The following is a 21799-nucleotide window of genomic DNA, read 5'->3' as shown; positions in this document are numbered from 1 at the left end:
AAAAATTACGCTTACATTTTTGTATTATACTATATAGACAGGTCTAGTTTGAAAAAAGTTTTAAGAATTTGAAAAAAATTTTTATTTTTTTATCTTTACTTCAAAACCTGCAATCCGCTTTGATCTGTAATGCTTTTCCAGGATACTTCCTGATTGCTGTTTTCAAACTCAGAAGTCGCCGTGTCATCGATACGGAATGTCTGTTCTGCTGAACCATATACCAGTATTTTGTTCCTTACTGTAATCCGGTGAACCTCACACATTCCAGTTCCCTGTGTGATCAGATTCATGAGCAGTCCATTGCCATCTGCCGCTATATGCAGATCTTCCACATTCTCTTCACCCTGAATTGTCACCAGCTCATACCCGTTCGCTGTCTGTTCACAGGAAAACAAGCGCAGATCATAGATTGTCATCGGTGCCGCGTCCTGTTTCGGACCGACTCCCAGTTCCGGGATCTGGTCTCCATCGATATCAGTGACAAAATAATAATAGTCTGTATTATTCTCCATCTGCGTAAATTCGTATTTTCCATTCTGCACATCAGTCAGCACCTGCTCGTATAAATTCCGTATCTCTGTCTGATCTGATTGTTTTTTATCTTGTTTCTTATCCTGTTGCTGTTTGTTTTCTTTCTTTTGATGACTTTTTGTATCTGTTGTTGTATCTGTATCTTCTGTCATCTGTGCGGTTGTCGCTGCCTTGGAAAGCCGGTCTGCCATGTGATTTTCGTTATTCAACTGATACACTCCGTAACTGCCTGCTCCGACTATGCACGTTGCAACAACTGCCGCTGCGATTTTACCGGCTGCGATCTTTCCTGCAGTGGATGCAGTGCCTTTCGCTGCTGTTTTTCCTGCCGCAGATGCAGTGCCTTTCGCTGCTGCTTTTCCTGCCGCCGAGGTACTGCTCTTCGCTGCTGTATTTCCTGCGATCGTAGAAGCTTTAGCCGTAGCTTTTTTCAAAACAACTGCTTCTACTTTTTCTCCTGCCATACGAAATGCCGGCTCTGCTGCCATGACCTTCTGATCGGTACTCAGTAAATATAACAAAAGCGGAATCGGCGCCACACTGTACAGCCGGTATCCTTTTTTCTGCATTTCCTCTGCTTTACTCTTCAGATTTTTTCTTCCATAATTTAATCTGGATTTGACTGTATTCTCTGAACAGTCCATTGTCCGGGCAATCTCGGAAATGGATATATTTTCAATATGAAACATCAGAATACACATCCGCTGTTCTTCCGAAAGCGTATCCATCATCTCATGCACCAGTTCTTTCGTCTCTTCCTGTGTATAGGCAAGTTCCGGCTGATTTTCTGGATTGTCATCCTCTACATCATACACATATTCTTCGCCTTCCCCATCCACAGCAAGCTCTGAAAACAACATCGGATTCTTCTTTGCCAGCATATTTTTCGCCGTATTTGCCACGATCATTCCAAGCCAGCCTTCAAATGCTTCTGGGTTCTGAAGCGTTGGCAGTTTCTGAAATGCTTTCAAATACGCTTCCTGCAGCACATCTTCTGCTGCCTCTTTGTTCTTCATATACTGTAAGGCCAGATAATATTTTTTCTGACAGGTCTGTTCATATAGATAGGCGAATCCTCTCTCATCGCCTTTTACTGCCTGTGCAATTGCTGTCTTAAGATCCATATTTACCCTCTTCTTAGTCGTAATTTCCTTTTATTTCGCAGATTTTAAATATTCTTCCGTCAGCTCTACTGCATCTGCGATACACTGCGGGCAGCTGCACAGGACTTTCCCTGTATCCACACCTTTTAATTCACGACAGATGCAGGAACCATTTTTCTCTTTAAACTTCTGGACATAAGTTTTAATTTTCTTATAGGTATCTCCTTTTGACGGGGAACCTTCTTCTACATTCCCTTTACTGTTATCCAGACCAATGATCATTGCCATTCCGGAAAGCGCACCGCACACCTCCATCACGCCCATGCCAAGTCCAAAACCTTCCGCGATCCGGAACATTTCCTGCTCGACAATCCCAAATTCTTTGCAAAATGTGCAGGCTACTGCCTGTGCACAGTTGCATCCATTTTTATGTAATTTTACTGCATATTCTGTTTTTGCGCTCATTTTGTCTTCCTCCTGGTCTTTGTTGTATTTGATGATACTTATTGCTTTTTCACTGTGTCTTATTATACTCATTCCCCGCTTTCTTCGCAATAATTGCAAGATGACTGAACCAGCTGTCCGGAGCTGCTCCGTGCCAGTCATTTCGACATGCCGGCTCGAATGTAACATTAAACATTCCAACCTGCATTTTTATCGTCCTCCTACAGTGATTTTGCCCATTTTTCAATTTCCTGTTTATTTGCACGGTTCAGAAGCAACTCTCTTTGTTGTTCCACTTGCACTGAAATATGCAACCAGTTTCTTTGCCATTGTAATTACCTTCTTAAATTTTACATTAAAAAATGTGTAAGACTTTCTTTTTATCGTACACATTTATTATAGTTCTCTTTTTGTATTATGACTAATACTTATATTAGTATGTATGACAATCTTGACTCTTGGATAATTCTTTCCTTTGTGTCACTACTTTATTTTCATTTATCTGTATTGGCCATTTTAGTTATATACGATTAAATCATCTGCATTTTTCTCACATATATACACCATAACGAATTACTTTTCACAAGTCAATTCGTTTTTTCCTTTTCTTCCAATCAAAAACGCTGCTATAAACGCCGTAACCGGCACTGTCAGAATAACTCCAAGGCTTCCGGACAAGCTCTGCATGATCTCGATTCCAATCACATAAGAATTTGCCAGCTGCAAATAACTCAGATCATATGCGTAATTAAGAACAAGTGTTGTCATTGCGCCACCGACATATGCAAAGATCAGTGTGTTCGTCATTGTTCCCATCATGTCCCGTCCGACATTGATGCCGGAAAGGAACAACTGCTTCATCGATAATGTCTTATCTGTCTCATATATTTCCTGTATGGTTGATGCGATAGACATTCCAACGTCCATGACTGCTCCCAGTGCTGAAATAATAATACCGGCGAAAAGCAATTCTCCAATTTTAATTTTCGTATTTTGTCCGACATAATTGAGTGCCTCTATATCTGATACATTAAAGCCTGTAATTCCTGCCGCTTTTCCAAAGATGATCGCCGCCACTGCCGCAATAATCACTCCAATGGCTGTACCTAGAATTGCCGCCACTGTTTTCTCTGAAATTCCTCCAAGTAACCCCAATGTTATGATTGTCGTAAGCACCGCAACAATGATTGTCAGGAAAATCGGAGAAATTCCTTGATACATAAGCGGGAACATCAGCCAGATAATACATACAAATGCAAATACAAGACTTAACACAGCGTAAATTCCTTTTTTTCCTCCGATCAGACACACCACTACAGCAAAAATAAATGCAAATACATAGATTGGTATCGTACGATCCTGACTGTATACTGTAAATCCCGCATTATCCCCACTCTTATTTACAATTACAATAATTTTCATTCCTACTTTACATTCTGCCCCAAATAAAGTTCCACTCGGATTGATGGCTTCTTTTTTCTGTCCCTTGAATGTCCCGGATATCATTTTCACCTGGACTTTCTGCGTTCCATAACGATTTCCATCCTCTGCAAGATTATCTTCCACAATTTTTGTGACAACACCTCTTTCATAAGTCTGTCCTTTATAAGATGCCAGAGTCGCTTTTTGAAAATCATTACATTTATATAGAATCATTCCAAATATAAGAACTGTAATCCCAAGGATTACAAGTTTTTTCCATGTCATTGTTTTTTTCATTTTCTATTTTTTCATCCTTTTCTATGTAGCAAAGAAAACCCATACTTGAATCCGGTTCAAGTACAGGCTCCCTTTTTTGTAATGTTATTTGATTGTTGCTTTCTTGACTGAGCTGAATGCTCCGTAGATTTGTTTTCCAGCCACTGTCTTATAAGCACGTGCTTTTACATAATAGGTTTTTCCTGTTTTCAGTTTCTTCACTGTATAAGTTGTCGCATTTGATTTTCTTACTGTTTTTGCTTTTTTGAAGTTTTTGTTATCAGCATATACGAATTCGTATCCGGAAACCTTTTTATTTTTATTCCATTTTACGGTCAGCTGTGCTGCCTTTTTATTGTTCAGAGCAATCCTCTGTTTCTTCGGTGCAACAGTAATTGTGATTTTCTTCGTTGCTGTCTTATAAGTATCTGTTGCAGCTGCCTTCACTGTGATGGTTGTCTTACCAGGAGCTTTCACGGTTACTTTTCCATTTGCATCGACTGCTGCTACAGATTTATTAGATGTCTGGTAAGTCAGTTTACCATTTCCATTTGTCTTTGCGTTTAACTTGAATGCTTTTGAAGTCTCTGTTTTTGTATAAGAAGCTGTTGCAGTAATCTTCTGGTCTTTTGCTTCCACAACGTCTTTTTTTACAATTTTGTAAGAAGATGATCCATCCAGTTTATTTCCTGTATCTGCATCATAGACTTCTACTTCAAATGTATCATCTGTTACATTTACTACTGAATAACTTGGTGTCCATGTCTGGCTTCTCTCAGAGATGTAATCCTGTTTTGCTGTGATCAGATTGTAATATTTAGATCCGGTTGCTGAATTTGCTTCCAGATAAACCGTTCCTTCTGGATTTACAACTGTACCGCTCTGGGTTTTGTTTACAATCTCATAGCAGTTATTTTCTTTTGAATAATTTGCCGTATCTTCTGTCTTAAAGAATTTGTCGTGTGTTTTTCCATCACCCTGTAACTGATAAGTTCTGGAATAAGTATGGTCATGTCCCTGCATTACTACATCGATGTCATATTTATCCATAAGCGGTGTAAGCTGTGTTCTGAGAACCATACCGTCAGAATCAGAGTGATCATATCCTGATCCGTAAATATCATGGTGGAACATTACTACTTTCCATTTCACATCTGGATTTTCCTTAATCGCTTTGCGCATTACATTTTCATGTGTTGCACAGTTGTAATTGTTTGTGTCCAGCACGATGAATAATGTATTTCCATATGTATAGTAATAATCTGTTCCCGCTGCCGTGTGTCCTTCTGTGTACTGGGTTTTGTTTTTATAACCACTTGTATCAAATGCATTCGGGTTATTATAATGCATGCTGTACTGAGCAGAAGCAGAATCATGGTTACCGATAGTTGTTGCTACCGGAAGTGACCGGAGTGCGTCTGCGCCAAGATATGCCGCATATTGTACTTCATTATTGTTGGTATTCACCTGATCACCTGCGGAAGCGACAAAACTTAACTGTGGATTACGTTTTACTGCATTATTTAACACATTGTTCCAGTTGTATCCGTCATTTCTTGCAGCAAGATTATTATTTTTCATAACTTCGCCATCTGTACTTGTCTGTCCGGAAGAAGCTCCGATCTGTGGATCTCCTACATATAAGAAGGAATACTTTTGGAAAGACTTCGTTGCATACTTTTGTGCGTCCTGATATTTGCCATCCTGAAATACCTGATAATAATAAGTTGTATTCTCTTTTAATCCTTCTACCGTTGCTTTATTAGAATAATACTGCTCTCCATCGATCTGCACTGCCTCTGTCTGAGCGCCTTCCACTTCTTTCGCATCAGTCATATCTTTATTTGTGGCAATTTTTACTTTTGGTGTTTCTGCTGTTTTGCTATAGTAAGCAAAATTGAGCTGTGTCTCATCTGCACCAGGTGTTAAAGATACATTCTCATAATTTTTACTATATTTATCCCAGTTTTCTTTCCATAAATTCCAACTTTCAGATTTAGGAGCTGATGCATCGTTCCAGTGTTCGGTTGCCGCCTGTACGTTTGATAATGTGGATGGACATGCCATCATAACTCCACCTGCCAGCATCATAGCTGAAACTGCTGCCTTCATTGCACGTTTTTTTGCGTTTCTCTCTACGCTTCTTCGAATCTTTCTCACAATAGATTCCTCCTTTATAGTTGATCATTTTCGATGTCGAGATTCACTATAAAGGAGGATTGTAAAAATTTGATATTGAAAATCGGGAAATTTAAGTTAAAAGATTGTAAGTTTACGATATTAAAACAGATCCAGCATATTGTCCAGATAAATTTCTTCCCTGACCTTAAGCTGGTATTCCGGCTTTGTCATGTAATACAGCAGGAATTCCAGGATCAGGGCACTGCCAAGGCTTCGTCCTTCAATTTTAAAATTAGAAAATCCCATTGGCAGATATCTCTTCTGAATATCCTGGATACCAATAAATCCCTGATTCTTCATGGCTTTTGAAAATCGATACCCGCCTTCTGAATCCGGTGCATTGCAATGGAAATCGCTGCAGTCTTCCCCCAAATTTCTGCGGCTGACCGTTTCATAACACTCTTTTCTGTCTTTGCAGCCAAAATAGCAACATTCATTACAGAGAAATTCTATTTTATCCTTCTGTCCGGCAGACAGCGTATCTAACTTATCAAATGCTTTATTCAGCCGGAAATCCGGCACAACAAACTGAAATTCATCTCTTATTACTTCCTCATGCAGCTGTATGAAATCTTTCAGAACCTTTGTTGTCGAAGATACCAGATAAAGGTCCGGATAATTTCTGCGCAGATGATCCACCAGCAAGTCTGCGTAAACGATCACTCCATTTTTCACCGCGCTGTCATGTGCAAACAATGCACAGAGTGCATTACATTTTTTATCTGTAAGATGCTCTTCTTTAAGCAGGGAATTGCTAAATGTCAAACGGGCGGATATTCCGTATTCCTTCATCAACGCCAGTACATCCTGTGGACTCCCATCTCCGAATCCGGCACGTCCACCACCCCAGAGACAGTCAGCAGGTGCCCCGTAGATGGAACCAATCTCGCACCAGTTGTAAAAATATTCTCTGTGTTCACGAAATAACGGCAGAAATACACGATAAAATTCATAAAACTCGAACAATCCCGGAAGATGATAATATGCTGTATCTTTTTTCATTTTATATGTTCCTCAAATCACTTATTTATCTGCTATTCCAACATTGTTTTTTCTGTTCATGCAGATATAGTAGACCGCACTCATAACAACTCCCACCGTTGTATATACTGGTACAGCCAGTCCAATCATTGTCAGGCTTGCATTTGGTGGATACTCATCACATATGCAAACGGCAGACATATTTCACGGCAACTTCTTTTATTTGTTCTTCATCTGACTTTCTTCTGCAAGTTTTTTTCCCTGTGCCAGCATTTATATCTATATGTTCTAACTCAAGCAGTGCAATTTTCTTATCAATTCCTCCGGCATATCCTGTCAGACTGCCATTTGTTCCCACTACACGGTGACAGGGAATGATAACAGAAATTTCATTATGTCCGACTGCACCGCCTACTGCCTGTGCAGACATATAGGAAGTATTTTTCATCTCAGCCACTTTACGGGCAATTTCTCCGTATGTGATTGTCTGTCCATATGGAATCTGCAATAAGATCTGCCATACATTATGTCTGAATTCTGTTCCTTCTGGATTAAGAGGCGGTGTAAATTCTGGTTCTTTCCCGGAAAAATAGATATCCAGCCATTTTTTTGCCTCTGTAAGAATCTTCGTTTCCTGTGAAATATGCTCATCCGAAAGTGTATTTGCAAAATGTTTCTGCCCTTCAAACCACAAACCGGTAAGACCGATTTCATCAGCTGCTAAAAGGATGTTGCCAATTGGTGATTTATATTTGCAAGTATATATCATATCAATGCTTCTCCTTTTTCGTTATAAAGATTCCTTCATAATGCGCCACACCCTTTCAAACATTTGATTCCCTGCATCCAGTTGCCCGGAATTAAATTTTATATTCGGAAATTTACTTTTACATTTTACGTCCACTAAATTTTTTCTTGACTTCGTGTTGCACGAACTTGTTAGGATAAATATAGCACAGAGAGTTACTCCGAGTAAATACAATAGTGGAGGATTGAACATGGAATATTTAGCTTTAAATAACGGCATTCAAATGCCACTTGCAGGTTTCGGTACATTTATGCTTAACAAAGAAACCTGTACAAATGCAGTCACAGCAACCATCGAAACTGGCTATCGGATGACCGACACTGCTGAACAGACGGTCATGCAATCGCTTTCAAATCTTCAGACAGACTATATTGACCTGCGCTCCTACACTGGCCACATCACCTTTTCAACTCTGCGGAATATACTATACATCATAGAACTTATTTCATAGGGAGGAATATATGAAAAAGCATATTTCCGCATTTCTTCTGCTTCTTGCAGTATCTGTCACTACCATTTTCGGATGTGCTTCCACAAAAGAAACAACTTCAGATTCAACCAAAAGCGAAAAAACATCAACAGAAATGACTCCGGTTACTTTAAACGAAGTTGCTCATTCCATCTTTTACGCACCGATGTATGTTGCCATCGAGAAAGGTTATTTCAAAGATGAAGGAATTGCCCTTACACTCCAGACCGGTTTTGGTGCTGACAAGACAATGACTGCTGTCATTTCCGGAAGTGCTGATATCGGATTCATGGGATCTGAAGCTTCCATCTATACCTACAACGAAGGAGCAAATGATTATGTTGTCAACTTTGCACAGTTGACACAGCGCGCAGGAAATTTCCTTGTAGCCAGAGAAAAACTGGATAATTTTAAATGGGAAGACTTAAAAGGCAAGAAAGTACTTGGCGGAAGAAAAGGTGGAATGCCGGAAATGGTATTTGAGTATACCTTAAAGAAAAATGGCATTGATCCGTCCAAAGATCTGTCCATCAATCAGAACATTGATTTTGGTTCAACTGCTGCCGCTTTCGCTGAAAAAAAGACACCGGCTGACTTTACTGTAGAATTTGAACCAGGTGCAACCAATCTCGAAAAAGAAGGCAAAGGTTACGTTGTCGCTTCTCTTGGCACTGACAGCGGCTATGTTCCATATACTGCATTCTGTGCAAAACAGTCTTATATCAAAAAGAACGCCTCTGTCATCCAAAACTTTACAAACGCACTGCAAAAAGGTATGGATTATGTACAGTCACATTCCCCGGAAGAAATCGCAAGCGTTATCGCCCCTCAATTTAAAGAAACAGATCATGGCACCATCACTACAATCCTTACCCGCTACTATAATCAGGATACATGGAAAGATAATCTGATTTTTGAAAAGAAAAGCTTTGACCTCTTACAGGATATCCTGGAAAGCTCCGGTGAGCTCACAAAACGCGCTCCATATGATGACCTTGTAACAACCACTTATGCCGAAAAAGCAGCTGAAAGATAAAATTTGTTGTCAAATACTGCATGTAAGCGTAGCGCATTTTTCTCTCTGCCATAATTTGCATAACCTGCCATTGGATTTTATGACAACAGAGGCAAAATAAGCAGGAACAGTCAGAAATACTCTACTCCTTCTGACCGTTCCTGCTCTTTGAAATTATAATCATCCCCATATAAATACCAATTACAATTCTTCTCGAATTATGCTCCCTTCATCTGGCTGCTTAAGTATCCTTTCACCTCTTCACGACTCATCTCCAGCGCCACCGCCAGCTCGCCGCAGAGAAATTTCTCCGCAATTCCAAGATACCTGTCATCCACATGTGTAACTTTCTTTCCTCTGGAAAGCCGCTCCATCTTTCTTTCATAAGAGGTTTTAATAATAACGATCCATTCTCTGCACTGATTTTTCAGCATTGCTTCTTTGTAAAGTCCTTCACGTTTCTTCTCATCTGTCACAGTCAGTTGTTCAATATCACCCAGCTGTGCGATCAACGTCTCCGCTTCCTGTTTTGTAATAACTTCCCGAATCTGGTTCTTCTTGTTCTCCACCGGGGTATATACCGTTCCGTCTTTATCATAAATTGGCTTTAACGTATAATACTCTTTCTCGTTGTCAGAACAACTCAAACTGATTTTTCCAATATCTACAACCTGACACACACCTTCTTTATAATGTGCTACATAATCACCTATTTTAAACATATCTTCCTCCATCTCATCATCTGACAAACTACAGCACATTTTCCCTCTTATAATACAATTATAGCAATTTTTTTCATATTATGTAAGATTTTTTTACTATTATTCATAAAATTTCTGTCTATGGCATATATCTTAATAATCAATCGGACTTTTGGAGACTCTCTATGAAAAAAACACTTTTGAAATTTGCCGGAATCGGACTCTTATTTGTCTACTCCTTCTTCTCCGGAAGATATCTCGCTTCTCTTTTCTCTCTTCCTTCTTCATCTACCGAAACTGCTGCATCATCCGAAGCTGTAGAAAACTGGGGTCTCGGATTCCAGAAAGATGGAACCCGACCCACTGCAAATGCAACTATCGATGAACTGAAAAAATATAATGCCCACTACGCAGCAGACACCAATAAAAAGAAAATCTATCTGACTTTTGATTGTGGTTATGAAAATGGAAATACAGGCAAGATCCTTGATACACTGAAAACCCATCACGCCAAAGCAACCTTCTTTGTTGTCGGTAACTTTATTACTTCCAATCCGGAGCTTGTAAAAAGAATCCATAAAGAAGGACATATTGTCGGCAATCACACGTATCACCATCCCGATATGTCTAAAATTGCCACAAAAGAGGCTTTTGAAAAAGAATTAAAAGATGTGGAAACTGCTTATAAGCAGCTCACCGGTGAGAAAATGACTCGCTTCTACCGGCCACCACAGGGCAAATACAGCATCTCTAATCTTAAGATGGCAAAGGAAACAGGTTATCATACTTTCTTCTGGAGTCTTGCCTATGTGGACTGGTATGCCGATAAACAGCCAACAAAAGAAGAAGCTTTTAAAAAGCTTCTTCCTCGTATTCATCCCGGTGCTATTGTTTTATTACATAATACTTCTTCTACCAACGGTTCCATTCTTGACGAACTGCTTACACGCTGGGAAGATATGGGATATCATTTTTATTCTTTAGAAGAATTTGCCGCTTCCTGAATCTGTTCATTCAGATCATTTAGATAAACCCACCGGTCCATTTTCTCGTCCAGCTGCTGGCTCACTTCTTCCTTTTTCTCGAGAAGTTCATTTAACTTCACAGAATTGGAGGCGTTTTCCAGCATCTGGGCATCCAGAACTTCAATCTTCTCTTCCAGTGCAGTGATCTCCTCATCGATCGTCTCAAATTCCCGCTGTTCTTTGTAGGAGAATTTTAATTTCTTATCATGTTTTTTCCATGTTACACGACTATCCTCAGCGCTATTCTCACTTCCGGACTTCTCCGTCTGTGCTGCGGAACCGACTCCCATACTTTTAACTGTCATATCCGGCAGTCCTTCCAGTTCTTTACGAATCAGATAGTCAGAATATCCTCCTTCATACTGGCGGATCGCCCCTTCTCCCTCAAATGCAAAGATTCTTCTTACTGTCCGGTCAAGGAAGTAGCGGTCATGCGATACGACAATGATGATTCCATCAAAACCGTCCAGATAATTTTCAAGAATTGTAAGTGTCTGGATATCCAGATCGTTGGTCGGCTCATCCAGGATCAGCACATTCGGCGCACTCATCAGAATCCGCAGAAGATACAGTCTCCTCTTCTCACCACCAGAAAGCTTCTCAATCTTTGACCACTGGATCGCTCCCTCAAACAGGAAACGCTCTAGCATCTGTGATGCTGTGATTCTTCCATCCGAAGTCTGAATGTACTCTCCCGCTTCTTTCACATAGTCGATGACTTTCATTGAATCATCCATGTATTCATTCTCCTGAGAAAAATAGCCGATCCGTATTGTCTGCCCGATTTCTATCGTTCCGGTATCCGGTTTCACAATTCCATTGATGATCTTAAGTAACGTTGTCTTTCCACATCCGTTCGGTCCGATAATTCCAATCCGGTCATTTTTCAGAAAAATATAATTATAATCCCGGATCAGCAGATGATTCCCATAGGATTTGGAAATATCAGAAAGCTCAATTGTTTTATTTCCCATCCGTGATGCGGTAGACGTAAGCAGTACCTGCTTTTCTTCCTGAATATCCTTCATCTCCTGCATTGCCTGAATACGGTCAATATGTGCTTTCTGTTTCGTGCTTCGTGCACGTGCGCCACGGTGCAGCCATTCAAGCTCTGTCCGAAGCAGGCTTTTTCTCTTGCGTTCTGTTGCAAGTGCCATATTCTGACGCTCTTCTTTCAGTTCCACAAACTTCGCATAATTTCCCGGATAACTGTATAGCTTTCCTTTGTCCACTTCTACGATCCTGGTTGCGATACGGTCAAGGAAATAGCGATCATGTGTAACCATCAGAACCGCACCGCGAAATGAGATCAGATAATTTTCCAGCCACTCTGACATCGCATTGTCCAAATGGTTGGTCGGCTCATCCAAGATCAGAATGTCCGCAGGCGTCAGAAGCGCGTTGACTAACGCAACACGCTTCTTCTGTCCGCCGGACATATGCTCTACTTTTTCTTCATAATCCGCAAAACCGAGCTGGTTCAGCATGGATCTTGCATCCGCTTCTATCGTCCAGCGGTTCCATTCTTCCATATTTCCGCCGACCGCAGCCTGCAAAATCGTTGTTCCAGGTGTAAATACCGGTGTCTGCGGAAGATAGCAGATTTTCACCTGATTACCCATACTGATCTTTCCGGCATCTGCTTCTTCAATCCCTGCAACCACTTTCAACAGAGTTGATTTTCCCATTCCGTTTACACCGATCACACCGATTTTTTCATTTTCATTAATACTAAATCCTACATCATCCAGAAGTATCCGGTCTGTGTATGATTTTGTAATATTTTCCATTGTAAATAAATTCATGCTAAATCCAGCCTTTCTTTTACAGGAAGATATATTTTAATACAAATAAAACTGCAAGCACATACATCAGTGCACTGATTTTCTTCTCTTTTGCCTTACCTGTCAGAAGATTTAATACTACATATGTGATAACCCCCATAGAGATTCCTTCGGAAATGCTGTAGAAGAACGGCATAGCTCCGATACAGATGTAACATGGAATTGCTTCAGAAACATCTGAGAAATCAATATTTACAACGTTTGTCAGCATATAGAATCCAACGATGACAAGTGCCGGTGCTGTTGCAAAGGACGGGATGGCAAGGAAGATCGGTGACAGAAACAGTGACAGTCCGAAAAGGATCGCTGTTGTAACTGCTGTGAGTCCGGTTCTTCCGCCTTCTGTAACACCGGATGCACTTTCAACGAAAGTTGTTGTTGTAGAAGTACCAAGAACAGCTCCTGCTGTTGTTGCTACCGCATCTGCCATTAATGCCCCTTTGATATGTGGCAGTTTTCCATCTTCATCCAGCATGTTTGCTTTGGAAGATACACCAATCAGAGTTCCGATCGTATCAAACATATCTACAAACAGGAAGGCAAATACAACCACAATAAAGTTCAGTGAAAACATAGAATGGAAATCCAGCTTTGCAAATACCGGAGCAATACTTGGAATAGAAAGTCCGTTGCTGAAATCAGGAAGCAGACTGTAGAATCCAACATCCGGATTCGGTACATAGATTCCTGCGAACTGACATCCGATTCCTAACAGCCATGTGATCAAGATTCCCCATAAAATATTTCCCTTGATATTTCTTATAACTAAGATTCCTGTGATCAGAATACCGATAATTGCAAGAAGTACTGTGATTCCTACATCATGGAAAGTAGCTTTTACGCCATTTGCCGCATTGTAGTTATCCAGTGAATATAACTGAAGCAGTGTAGATCCTCCGATTACAATCTTAGCATTTTGTAAACCGATAAATGCGATGAACAGACCGATACCTACGCTGACTGCAGCTTTTAAGTTCTTCGGAATTGCATTGAAAATTGCTTCACGGACATTTGTTGCAGACAGAATAATAAAGATAATACCTTCTGCAAATACTGCTGTTAATGCAACTTTCCAGCTGTATCCGTAGACGCCTACAACTGTATATGCAAAATATGCATTCAGTCCCATACCTGGTGCAAGTGCAAACGGATAGTTTGCAAATACCGCCATCAGGACTGTGCCAAGTAATGCTGCCAGTGCTGTTGCTGTAAAGACTGCACCTGAATCCATACCTGCTGCTGACATAATACTTGGATTAACTGCAAGAATATATGCCATTGTCATAAATGTTGTGATTCCGGCAATAACTTCTGTCTTCACATCTGTGCCGTTCTCACGTAGTTTGAAAACTTTTTCTAACATGTGTTTTCCTCCTTGTCCTCTCATTAATTTAGAAACATAGTTTCCCAGGTAACAATAACAGTTTCATTCTAACAAAATAGAGCCATAAAGTAAATGGCTCTATTTCTTGAAAACACTTTTTCATCTATATTATTTTTAGGAGGGGTTTATATTTTTTTATTTTGCTTCTAATCTGCTTCTCTTATTCGTTTGCGGAGCGGGAGAATCATTCCCGGTGCAACGGATAATTCATCAATTCCCATCTCAAGGAATGTCTCTGTCAGACTTAAGTCTGCTCCGAGTTCTCCGCAGATTCCAATCCATTTTCCTTCTGCATGTGCATTTTCTGCTGCCATACGGATCATAGATAATACTGCCGGATGATGGGAATCATAAAACGGTTCCAGCTTCTGATTCTGACGGTCGATCGCCAATGTATACTGTGTCAGGTCATTTGTTCCGACACTAAAGAAATCCACTTCTTTTGCAAGGTCACGACTTACCATGACTGCTGCCGGTGTCTCGATCATAACACCAAGTTCAACATTCTCGCGGAAATCAATTCCTTCTTCCCTAAGTTCCTGCTTTACTTCCTCAATAATCTTTTTGATCTGCTTTACTTCATCTACAGATATGATCATTGGGAACATGATTGCAATCTGACCGTAAGCCGATGCACGATACAGCGCACGGAGTTGTGTCTTAAAAATCTCCTGTCTTGTCAGGCAGATACGAATCGCACGATATCCAAGTGCCGGATTTTCTTCTTTATCCAGTCCGAAATAATCTACCTGCTTGTCGGCTCCTATATCAAGCGTACGGATAATGACACGTTTTCCTGCCATATTTTCCGCAACCTGTTTGTATACCTTAAACTGCTCTTCCTCAGTCGGGAAAGTTTCACTTTCCAGATATAAGAACTCACTTCGGAACAGCCCAATACCGCCTGCATCGTTTTTAAGAACAGCACCAACATCTGAAAGATTTCCGATATTGGCATATACCATTACTTTCTGACCGCTTTTCGTAATATTTTCTTTACCCTTAAGCTGCTCCAACAGTGTTTTCTGCTCCTGATCTTCTTTTTGTTTCTCGCGCATACGCGTAAATGTCTCTTTATCCGGATCGATGTAGATTACACCTTCCATTCCGTCTACGATTGCTTCTTTTCCGTCATATTCCTTTTTCAGGTCTTCTCCGATGCCAATCACTGCCGGAATGTTCATCGTTCTTGCCAAAATCGCGGTATGTGAATTTGCAGAACCGTACATTGTAATAAAAGAAAGAACTTTTTCTTTATCCAGCTGTACTGTCTCGCTTGGGACAAGATCATCTGCTGCAATGATCACCGGTTCATTCATTTCCATGGATGCACTGTTCTGGTCACTTAAAACCTGGATCAGACGTTCGGATACATCTTTTACATCCGCTGCACGTCCCTGCATATATGCATCATCCATCGCCGCAAACATTGCCGCAAAATTATCGGCTGTTGTCGCAACTGCATATTCTGCATTCACTTCCTGGGAAGTAATAATATTTACAATAGACTCTACATAGTCTAGATCTTCCAGCATCATCTGGTGAATTTCAAAAATCATGGCATTTGTCTCGCCAACGTCATCCAGGGCCTTGTCATGTAATTCCTGAAGCTGTGAGACTGCTTTTTCTTTTGCAGCCTCAAAACGCTTCACTTCCTGTTCGGTATCTTCTACACGGCTCCGCTTGATCTGGATTTCATTTCTTTTGTAAAATGCGATTTTTCCAATCGCAATTCCTCCAAATACACTTTTTCCTGATAAAGTAATCATAGCCTTCTACCTCTTCTTACAGGTTCTCTTTGAAAAACTGTTCCATTCCTTCGATTGCTTCTGCTTCGTCAGCACCTTCTGCTGTCATGAAGATTTCTTCTCCGTTTTTCACTCCAAGTCCCATAACACCGAAGATTCTCTTAGCGTCTGCGCTCTTTTCACCTTTGCCGATCATAATTGTTGATGCATAGGAGGCTGCCTTCTTTACTAAAAGTCCTGCCGGTCTTGCATGGATTCCTTCTGGATCTGTGATTACATACTTAAATTCTTTCATTTTTTTGTTCTCCTTTTCTCTTTATTATAATTTTTTGTTACTTACAACTAAAATACTTCTATATCAATTAATTAACTTATTTTGTCTGATCTGTCAATGGCTTCTTCAACAGTACAATTCCTGCCATCGTTATAATAGAGCCAATAACAAGTGCCAGTAAAAACATCGGTGCATGTTCCATAATACCAACTACGAAAATTCCTCCGTGAGGTGCTCGGGAACCGCATCCAAATGCCATAGATAATGCTCCTGCTACAGCAGAACCGACTACGCAAGGTGGGATGATACGAAGCGGATCGGATGCTGCAAATGGAATGGCACCTTCTGTAATAAAGGATAATCCCATGATGTAGTTTGTAATACTTGTCTGCTGTTCGCTCTTTGTAAATCTGCTCTTGAAAAATGTTGTTGCAAGTGCGATTCCGATTGGCGGAGTCATTCCTCCGATCATAACCGCTGCCATAATATCAAACTGTCCGCTTCCGATCGCCGCAGTACCAAATACATACGCTGCTTTGTTAAACGGCCCTCCGAAATCAATGGACATCATTCCTCCGAGAAGTGCTCCCAAAAGAACTTTGCTGGATTCTCCCATTCCTGCCAGTCCGTTGTAAAGCCATGTGTTAAATGCTCCAACCGGCGGATTTACGAGAAAGATCATGATTGCACCCATTGCCAGAATTCCAAAGAATGGATATAACAGAACCGGTTTGGTCCCTTCCAGTGCTTTTGGAAGTTTCTCCAGCAGTTTTTTAATCAGCAACATCAGATATCCTGCTACAAAACCTGCGATCAGTGCTCCGAAAAATCCGGATGAGATCCATTTCTCTTCCGGAAGGAAGATAGAGGTTCCTGCTTTTGCGAGCAGACCACCGACAATACCAGGCATTAGTGCCGGTCTGTCTCCGATCGCCATTGCGATATATCCCGCAAGTACCGGGAACATCATTCCAAAGGATGTATTTCCTACTGTATTCAGGAAATGTGCCAATGGGGTCCCGTTACCAAAAGTATCTGTTCCGGCGTTTCCGGCATCTACCAGGAAAGAAAGCGCGATCAGAATACCGCCGCCGATGACGAACGGAAGCATATGGGATACACCATTCATCAAACTCTTGTAGATCTTACGTCCAAGGCTCTCACCTTCACTGCTCATGGAAGCTTCTTCGCCACCTTTGTTGTGATAAACCGGAACTTCGCCACTCATTGCCTTTGTGATAAGCTCTTCTGCTTTGCTGATTCCGTTTGCTACCTTCGTCATGATCACCGGTTTACCATCGAATCTTGCCATTCTGACATCTTTATCTGCTGCAATGATGATACAGTCACATGCTGCGATTTCTTCTGCAGTCAGCACGTTCTTATCTCCACCGGAACCATTTGTCTCAACTTTGATCGTATAACCCATCTCTTTTGCTTTATTTTCCAGACTCTCCGCTGCCATGTATGTGTGTGCGATTCCAGTCGGACATGCCGTAACTGCAAGGATCTGGTAGCCTGTTTTTTCTGCCGGTTTTTCTTCCCGCTTTTCTTCCTGTTCTGCTTCATCCGGAAATTTTGCTTTTTCTGCTGCATCAATATATCCAAGAAATTCCTCTACTGACTCTGCACTCTGCAGATTCGCGCGGAAGTCATCATCCATCAAAAGCATGGACAGACGACTCAGTACTTCCAGATGTACATTATCTTCTGTGTTCGGTGCCGCGATCAGGAAAATAAGATGTACCGGTTCTCCGTCCAGCGAATCATAATCCACACCATCTTTTACAACCATTGCTGCAAGTCCGGGCTTCGCTACTGCATCTGTCTTCGCATGCGGAATCGCAATTCCTTCACCGATACCAGTTGTTCCTTCTTCTTCTCTTAAGAAAACTCCTTCCTTATAACGCTCCACATCTGTGATGTTTCCTCCGGCAGCCATCAGAGAAACCATTTTCTCAATCGTCTCTTTCTTATCTGAGACAGTTCCGTTCAGATCAATACTTTCTTTTTTCAGCAAGTCTACGATCTTCATCTTTCTTCCTCCTATAATCCATAAGTTTCTGGTTTATCTTCCATCAATGCAACGATATCTTCTTTTGTCGCCAGCCAGTATTGAAAAGCTGTCGCACTTCCAGTCACAACACCAAGCCGGAATGCTTTTTCATATTCTCCGGTATTCAAATATCCGGTCAGAAATCCTGCCACCATAGAATCTCCTGCTCCCACTGAGTTCAGAACTTTTCCTTTTGGTGGTTTTGCTTTATATATAATGCCATCTTCTGTCAAGAGAATGGCGCCGTCACCTGCCATGGATACGAGTACATTTTTCGCTCCCATCTCCTGCAGTTTCTTCGCATAAGTCACAATCTCGTCCCTGGTCTTTAATGTCACTCCGAACATTTCGCCAAGTTCATGATTGTTTGGCTTGATCAGGAACGGATGATACTTTAATACTTTCAGGAGAAGTTCCTTCGTCGCATCCACAACAAAATGAATTCCTCTTCCCTGTAAATGTTCCAGAATCCGTTCATAAATATCAGACGGAAGTGTATTCGGAATACTTCCTGCAAGTACGAGTATATCTTCTTTTTTTAATGCATCCAACTGTTCAAATAATGCCTGCTGTGCTTCTTCTGTGATCACCGGCCCCTGTCCGTTGATCTCTGTCTCTTCGCCTGCATTAATCTTCACATTGATTCTTGTGGAACCTTCCGGGAGTCTTATAAATGCAGTATCACATCCAAATTCCTTCAGCATATTTTCTAATGCCTCTCCTGTAAAACCAGCGGTAAAGCCAAGCGCTTTACTGGAGTGTCCCAGATTCGACAGGATTACGGAAACATTATTTCCTTTGCCCCCCGGATAAACAGCCTCATGTGTTGTCCGGTTGATCTCACCCGGCACAAGCTTATCCACCTGGATCACATAATCCAGAGAGGGGTTAAAAGTAACTGTGTAAATCATGCCTCAACCTCCATAACATTTTTATATTTTTTATATTTTTCATCTGCTATTCCTATTGTGAGCAGCTTTGCGTCTTCAAATGCAGAAAAAGTAACCGATGAGATCTGATTGATCTTCGTCGCGTCCGCAAGAACAAAACATTCACGGCACTGCTCCATTGCTTTTTCTTTTACCATTGCTTCAGCAATATCCGGTGTGGTATATCCTGCATCCGGATGTACACCGTTTGTTCCGAAGAAACCTTTCGTAAAATTATATTTACGAAGTCCGGAAATGGCATCGGCTCCGACGATTGCTTCTGTTATCGCTTTCAGCTCTCCACCGATCAGAATGACACGAAAGCCTTTCTGCAGCAGCTTTTGTGCATGGCCAATGGAATTCGTTACATAGACTGCATCTGCCTGTGTCAGATAATCAATCATTATATCCACGCTACTTCCGGCATCCAGATATACAAAATCATCTGCCTGAACAAGTGTCGCCGCATATTTGCCAATTTTCTGCTTTACTTCACGGTTCAGGTCTCTTCGTACAGACAACGCCGCATCCTTTGTTGTATATCCAGATTCTACTGCGGTTGCGCCACCATGTACTTTCACCAGCTCGCCCCGTTTATGAAGTGTTGTCAGATCTCTTCGTATTGTAGATTCCGAAGTGTCCAGAAGTTCTGTCAGTTCCTGGACTGTAACCGCATGTTCTTCATTTACAACACGAAGGATTTCGCTATATCTTTCTTCTGCAAGCATTCCCTTCATCCTTTCATTTTCAATCACTTTCATTCATCTTCATTCATCTTTATGTTTATACTACAATCATTTTCAGTCAAAGTCAATCATTTTCAATCAAAAATAATCATCAAAAAAGGACCTTTATCTTCGTACAAACTGCACAAAAAACAAAAATCCTTTTATAACATCTATATATTTTTAACTGCAACACTCCTGGCAATCATAAACTACTGGATCTCGCGGATCTTCTTACGAAGCGCCAGTACCTGCCCCGGTGCTACTGATAATTCATCAATGCCAATCTGCAGGAAAAATTCTGTCAATGACAGATCTGCCGCCATATCTCCGCAGATACTGATTGGCTTTTCTTCCAGATGAACGTTATTAGCTACAATACGCAGCATCTTAAGTATCGCCGGATGGTGCGGATCAAAATATTTCTCCATCCGCTCATTCTCACGATCCATTCCGAGTGTGAATTGCAGCAGATCATTCGTTCCGATACTGAAGAAATCAACCTCTCTTGCAAGTTCTCCGCTAATCATGACTGCCGCCGGTGTCTCTATCATTACGCCGACCTGGATTTCTTTATTATAAGCGGTCTTCTCGGCACTCAGCTCTTTTTTCGCTCTCTCTAACAGAAGCTTTGCACTTCTTACTTCTTCCACAGTAGAGATCATTGGAAACATAATTGCAACATTACCATATACAGAAGCTCTTAAAATTGCACGGAGCTGCGTCTTAAACATATCTTCTTTCTCCAGCGATACTCTGATTCCACGGTAACCCATGGACGGATTCTTCTCCGGTCCGATTTCAAAGCATGCCGCCTGCTTCTCTCCGCCAAGATCTGCTGTACGGATCACAACTCGCTTGATCCCCATTGATTCTGCTGCCAGCTTATATGTCTGGAACTGCTGCTCTTCTGTTGGCAGCTTTCCACCATTCTCCATATACAGGAACTCACTTCTGAACAGCCCGATTCCACCGGCGTCACTTCGGATTACATTCTCAATATCCTCTCTGTTACCGATATTCGCACAGATATCAATTTTCTGACCGCTCTGTGTAATATTCTCTTTTCCTTTCAGCCGTTCCAGATTCCGCGTCTTCTCATGGTTAGCGTCCTGTCGCTTCTTCATCTGCGTGATCGTTGTATAATCCGGCTCGATGTAAACCTTTCCTTCAAATCCGTCAATGATGATCGTCTTTCCATCGTACTCTTTCTTCAGCGCATCACCCAGTCCGATGACTGCCGGGATTCCTTTTGTACGGGCAATCACTGCCGTATGGGAATTGATCGTTCCATAACGCGTCACAAAACCAAGTACCTTGGACTTCTCTAACTGCATTGCCTCACTTGGATAAAGCTCTGATGCAGCCAGAATAAATGGTTCATCTGAAAGCAGACGATCCTTCCAGCTTCTGGACAGGATCCGGATCAGGCGGATCGCCACATCGCGAATATCTGCATCATGCCCTTTCAGGTAATTCTTATCTTCTTCCGGTCCGTTCTTGATCAGTTCTTCAGCTGCATGGGAGACTGCAAATTCTGCATTCAGCTTCTCTTCCAGAATGATATTCGTAATCTTTCCGACAAATTCCTCGTCCTCTAAAATCTGCTGCTGCATTTCGAAAATAGCTGCATTCGCCTCTCCCACTTCTTTGATAGAAGAAGTATGCATCACTTTCAGTTCCATAAATGCCTTATCTTTGGCTTTTTGAAAACGGGCAACTTCTTTTTCAATATCTTTTACATAAATCCGTTTGATTTCTTTAATATCACGTTTATATAAAGAAAGCTTTCCGATTGCGATCCCTTCTGAAATTTTCTTCCCCGTTAATGTAATCATACTATTATATCCTCACTTCTTCGAAATATTTGCGTAAAATCTCCT

Annotated in this window: 20 protein-coding genes; 3 read left to right on the top strand and 17 right to left on the bottom strand. The window is 41.2% G+C overall.

The window, feature by feature from the left end; translation table 11 throughout:
- Positions 1-95: 95 nt before the first annotated feature.
- From H8S07_RS07365 to H8S07_RS07330, 8 genes are all read right to left on the bottom strand, one after another.
- Positions 96-1655, bottom strand: a complete 1560-nt coding sequence (locus H8S07_RS07365) for an RNA polymerase sigma factor (protein WP_118520882.1) — start codon at positions 1653-1655, stop codon at positions 96-98.
- A 30-nt stretch (positions 1656-1685) separates the two neighbouring features.
- Positions 1686-2099: a C-GCAxxG-C-C family protein gene (locus H8S07_RS07360; protein ID WP_118520880.1), complete on the bottom strand. Its 414-nt coding sequence runs from the start codon at positions 2097-2099 to the stop codon at positions 1686-1688.
- Positions 2100-2148: 49 nt separating this feature from the next.
- Positions 2149-2286 (bottom strand): cupin domain-containing protein, encoded by a 138-nt coding sequence (locus H8S07_RS07355; RefSeq protein WP_021861278.1) that lies wholly within the window; start codon positions 2284-2286, stop codon positions 2149-2151.
- A 47-nt stretch (positions 2287-2333) separates the two neighbouring features.
- On the bottom strand, positions 2334-2471 hold the full coding sequence (locus H8S07_RS07350) for a hypothetical protein (RefSeq protein ID WP_021861277.1): 138 nt from the start codon (positions 2469-2471) through the stop codon (positions 2334-2336).
- A gap of 180 nt (positions 2472-2651) precedes the next feature.
- Entirely contained in the window at positions 2652-3797 is a 1146-nt protein-coding gene (locus H8S07_RS07345) for a YibE/F family protein (protein WP_186855749.1), read from the bottom strand.
- A gap of 84 nt (positions 3798-3881) precedes the next feature.
- Positions 3882-5936, bottom strand: coding sequence for a metallophosphoesterase (locus tag H8S07_RS07340; protein ID WP_330598527.1), 2055 nt, complete (start codon positions 5934-5936; stop codon positions 3882-3884).
- 120 nt (positions 5937-6056) lie between these two features.
- A complete protein-coding gene (locus tag H8S07_RS07335; protein ID WP_118520874.1) occupies positions 6057-6959 on the bottom strand; it encodes a hypothetical protein in 903 nt (300 codons plus the stop codon).
- Positions 6960-7116: 157 nt separating this feature from the next.
- Complete coding sequence (locus H8S07_RS07330; protein ID WP_118520872.1) at positions 7117-7707, bottom strand: methylated-DNA--[protein]-cysteine S-methyltransferase; 591 nt, start codon at positions 7705-7707, stop codon at positions 7117-7119.
- A gap of 229 nt (positions 7708-7936) precedes the next feature.
- On the opposite strand from H8S07_RS07330, the gene H8S07_RS07325 reads away from it, so the two are divergent.
- Together H8S07_RS07325 and H8S07_RS07320 are read left to right on the top strand one after the other, a co-directional pair.
- Positions 7937-8197 (top strand): aldo-keto reductase family protein, encoded by a 261-nt coding sequence (locus H8S07_RS07325; RefSeq protein ID WP_118520870.1) that lies wholly within the window; start codon positions 7937-7939, stop codon positions 8195-8197.
- A 10-nt stretch (positions 8198-8207) separates the two neighbouring features.
- Positions 8208-9251, top strand: a complete 1044-nt coding sequence (locus H8S07_RS07320) for an ABC transporter substrate-binding protein (RefSeq protein ID WP_021861271.1) — start codon at positions 8208-8210, stop codon at positions 9249-9251.
- A gap of 197 nt (positions 9252-9448) precedes the next feature.
- Here H8S07_RS07320 and H8S07_RS07315 read toward each other — a convergent pair whose 3' ends face one another.
- The gene (locus H8S07_RS07315; protein ID WP_021861270.1) at positions 9449-9952 is read right to left on the bottom strand and encodes a CarD family transcriptional regulator; all 504 of its coding nucleotides are present in this window, start codon (positions 9950-9952) and stop codon (positions 9449-9451) included.
- 164 nt (positions 9953-10116) lie between these two features.
- On the opposite strand from H8S07_RS07315, the gene H8S07_RS07310 reads away from it, so the two are divergent.
- Positions 10117-10935 (top strand): polysaccharide deacetylase family protein, encoded by an 819-nt coding sequence (locus H8S07_RS07310; protein ID WP_118520866.1) that lies wholly within the window; start codon positions 10117-10119, stop codon positions 10933-10935.
- On the opposite strand, the gene H8S07_RS07305 is transcribed toward H8S07_RS07310, so the two are convergent.
- The 8 genes from H8S07_RS07305 to ptsP (H8S07_RS07270) form a co-directional block, all read right to left on the bottom strand.
- Positions 10905-12761: an ABC-F family ATP-binding cassette domain-containing protein gene (locus H8S07_RS07305; RefSeq protein WP_021861268.1), complete on the bottom strand. Its 1857-nt coding sequence runs from the start codon at positions 12759-12761 to the stop codon at positions 10905-10907. The two genes, H8S07_RS07310 and H8S07_RS07305, sit on opposite strands and share 31 nt — an antisense overlap.
- A gap of 19 nt (positions 12762-12780) precedes the next feature.
- Positions 12781-14163 (bottom strand): NCS2 family permease, encoded by a 1383-nt coding sequence (locus H8S07_RS07300; RefSeq protein WP_021861267.1) that lies wholly within the window; start codon positions 14161-14163, stop codon positions 12781-12783.
- Positions 14164-14330: 167 nt separating this feature from the next.
- Entirely contained in the window at positions 14331-15953 is a 1623-nt protein-coding gene (ptsP, locus tag H8S07_RS07295) for a phosphoenolpyruvate--protein phosphotransferase (protein ID WP_118520174.1), read from the bottom strand.
- 16 nt (positions 15954-15969) lie between these two features.
- Positions 15970-16227, bottom strand: coding sequence for an HPr family phosphocarrier protein (locus H8S07_RS07290; RefSeq protein WP_021861265.1), 258 nt, complete (start codon positions 16225-16227; stop codon positions 15970-15972).
- Between the two features lie 76 nt (positions 16228-16303).
- Complete coding sequence (locus H8S07_RS07285) at positions 16304-18241, bottom strand: PTS fructose transporter subunit IIABC (protein WP_118520176.1); 1938 nt, start codon at positions 18239-18241, stop codon at positions 16304-16306.
- A gap of 11 nt (positions 18242-18252) precedes the next feature.
- Positions 18253-19173, bottom strand: coding sequence for a 1-phosphofructokinase (gene pfkB / locus H8S07_RS07280; RefSeq protein ID WP_118520178.1), 921 nt, complete (start codon positions 19171-19173; stop codon positions 18253-18255).
- Positions 19170-19919, bottom strand: coding sequence for a DeoR/GlpR family DNA-binding transcription regulator (locus tag H8S07_RS07275; protein WP_021861262.1), 750 nt, complete (start codon positions 19917-19919; stop codon positions 19170-19172). The genes pfkB and H8S07_RS07275 overlap by 4 nt, the downstream gene beginning before the upstream one ends.
- Before the next feature lie 209 nt (positions 19920-20128).
- Entirely contained in the window at positions 20129-21754 is a 1626-nt protein-coding gene (gene ptsP, locus H8S07_RS07270) for a phosphoenolpyruvate--protein phosphotransferase (protein ID WP_021861261.1), read from the bottom strand.
- Positions 21755-21799 lie beyond the last annotated feature (45 nt).

Source organism: Dorea hominis (assembly GCF_014287705.1).
Classification (GTDB): Bacteria; Bacillota; Clostridia; order Lachnospirales; family Lachnospiraceae; genus Dorea_D; species Dorea_D hominis.
The sequence above is the reverse complement of the archived record's forward strand: the minus strand, read 5'-3'. Positions and strand labels throughout refer to the sequence as shown.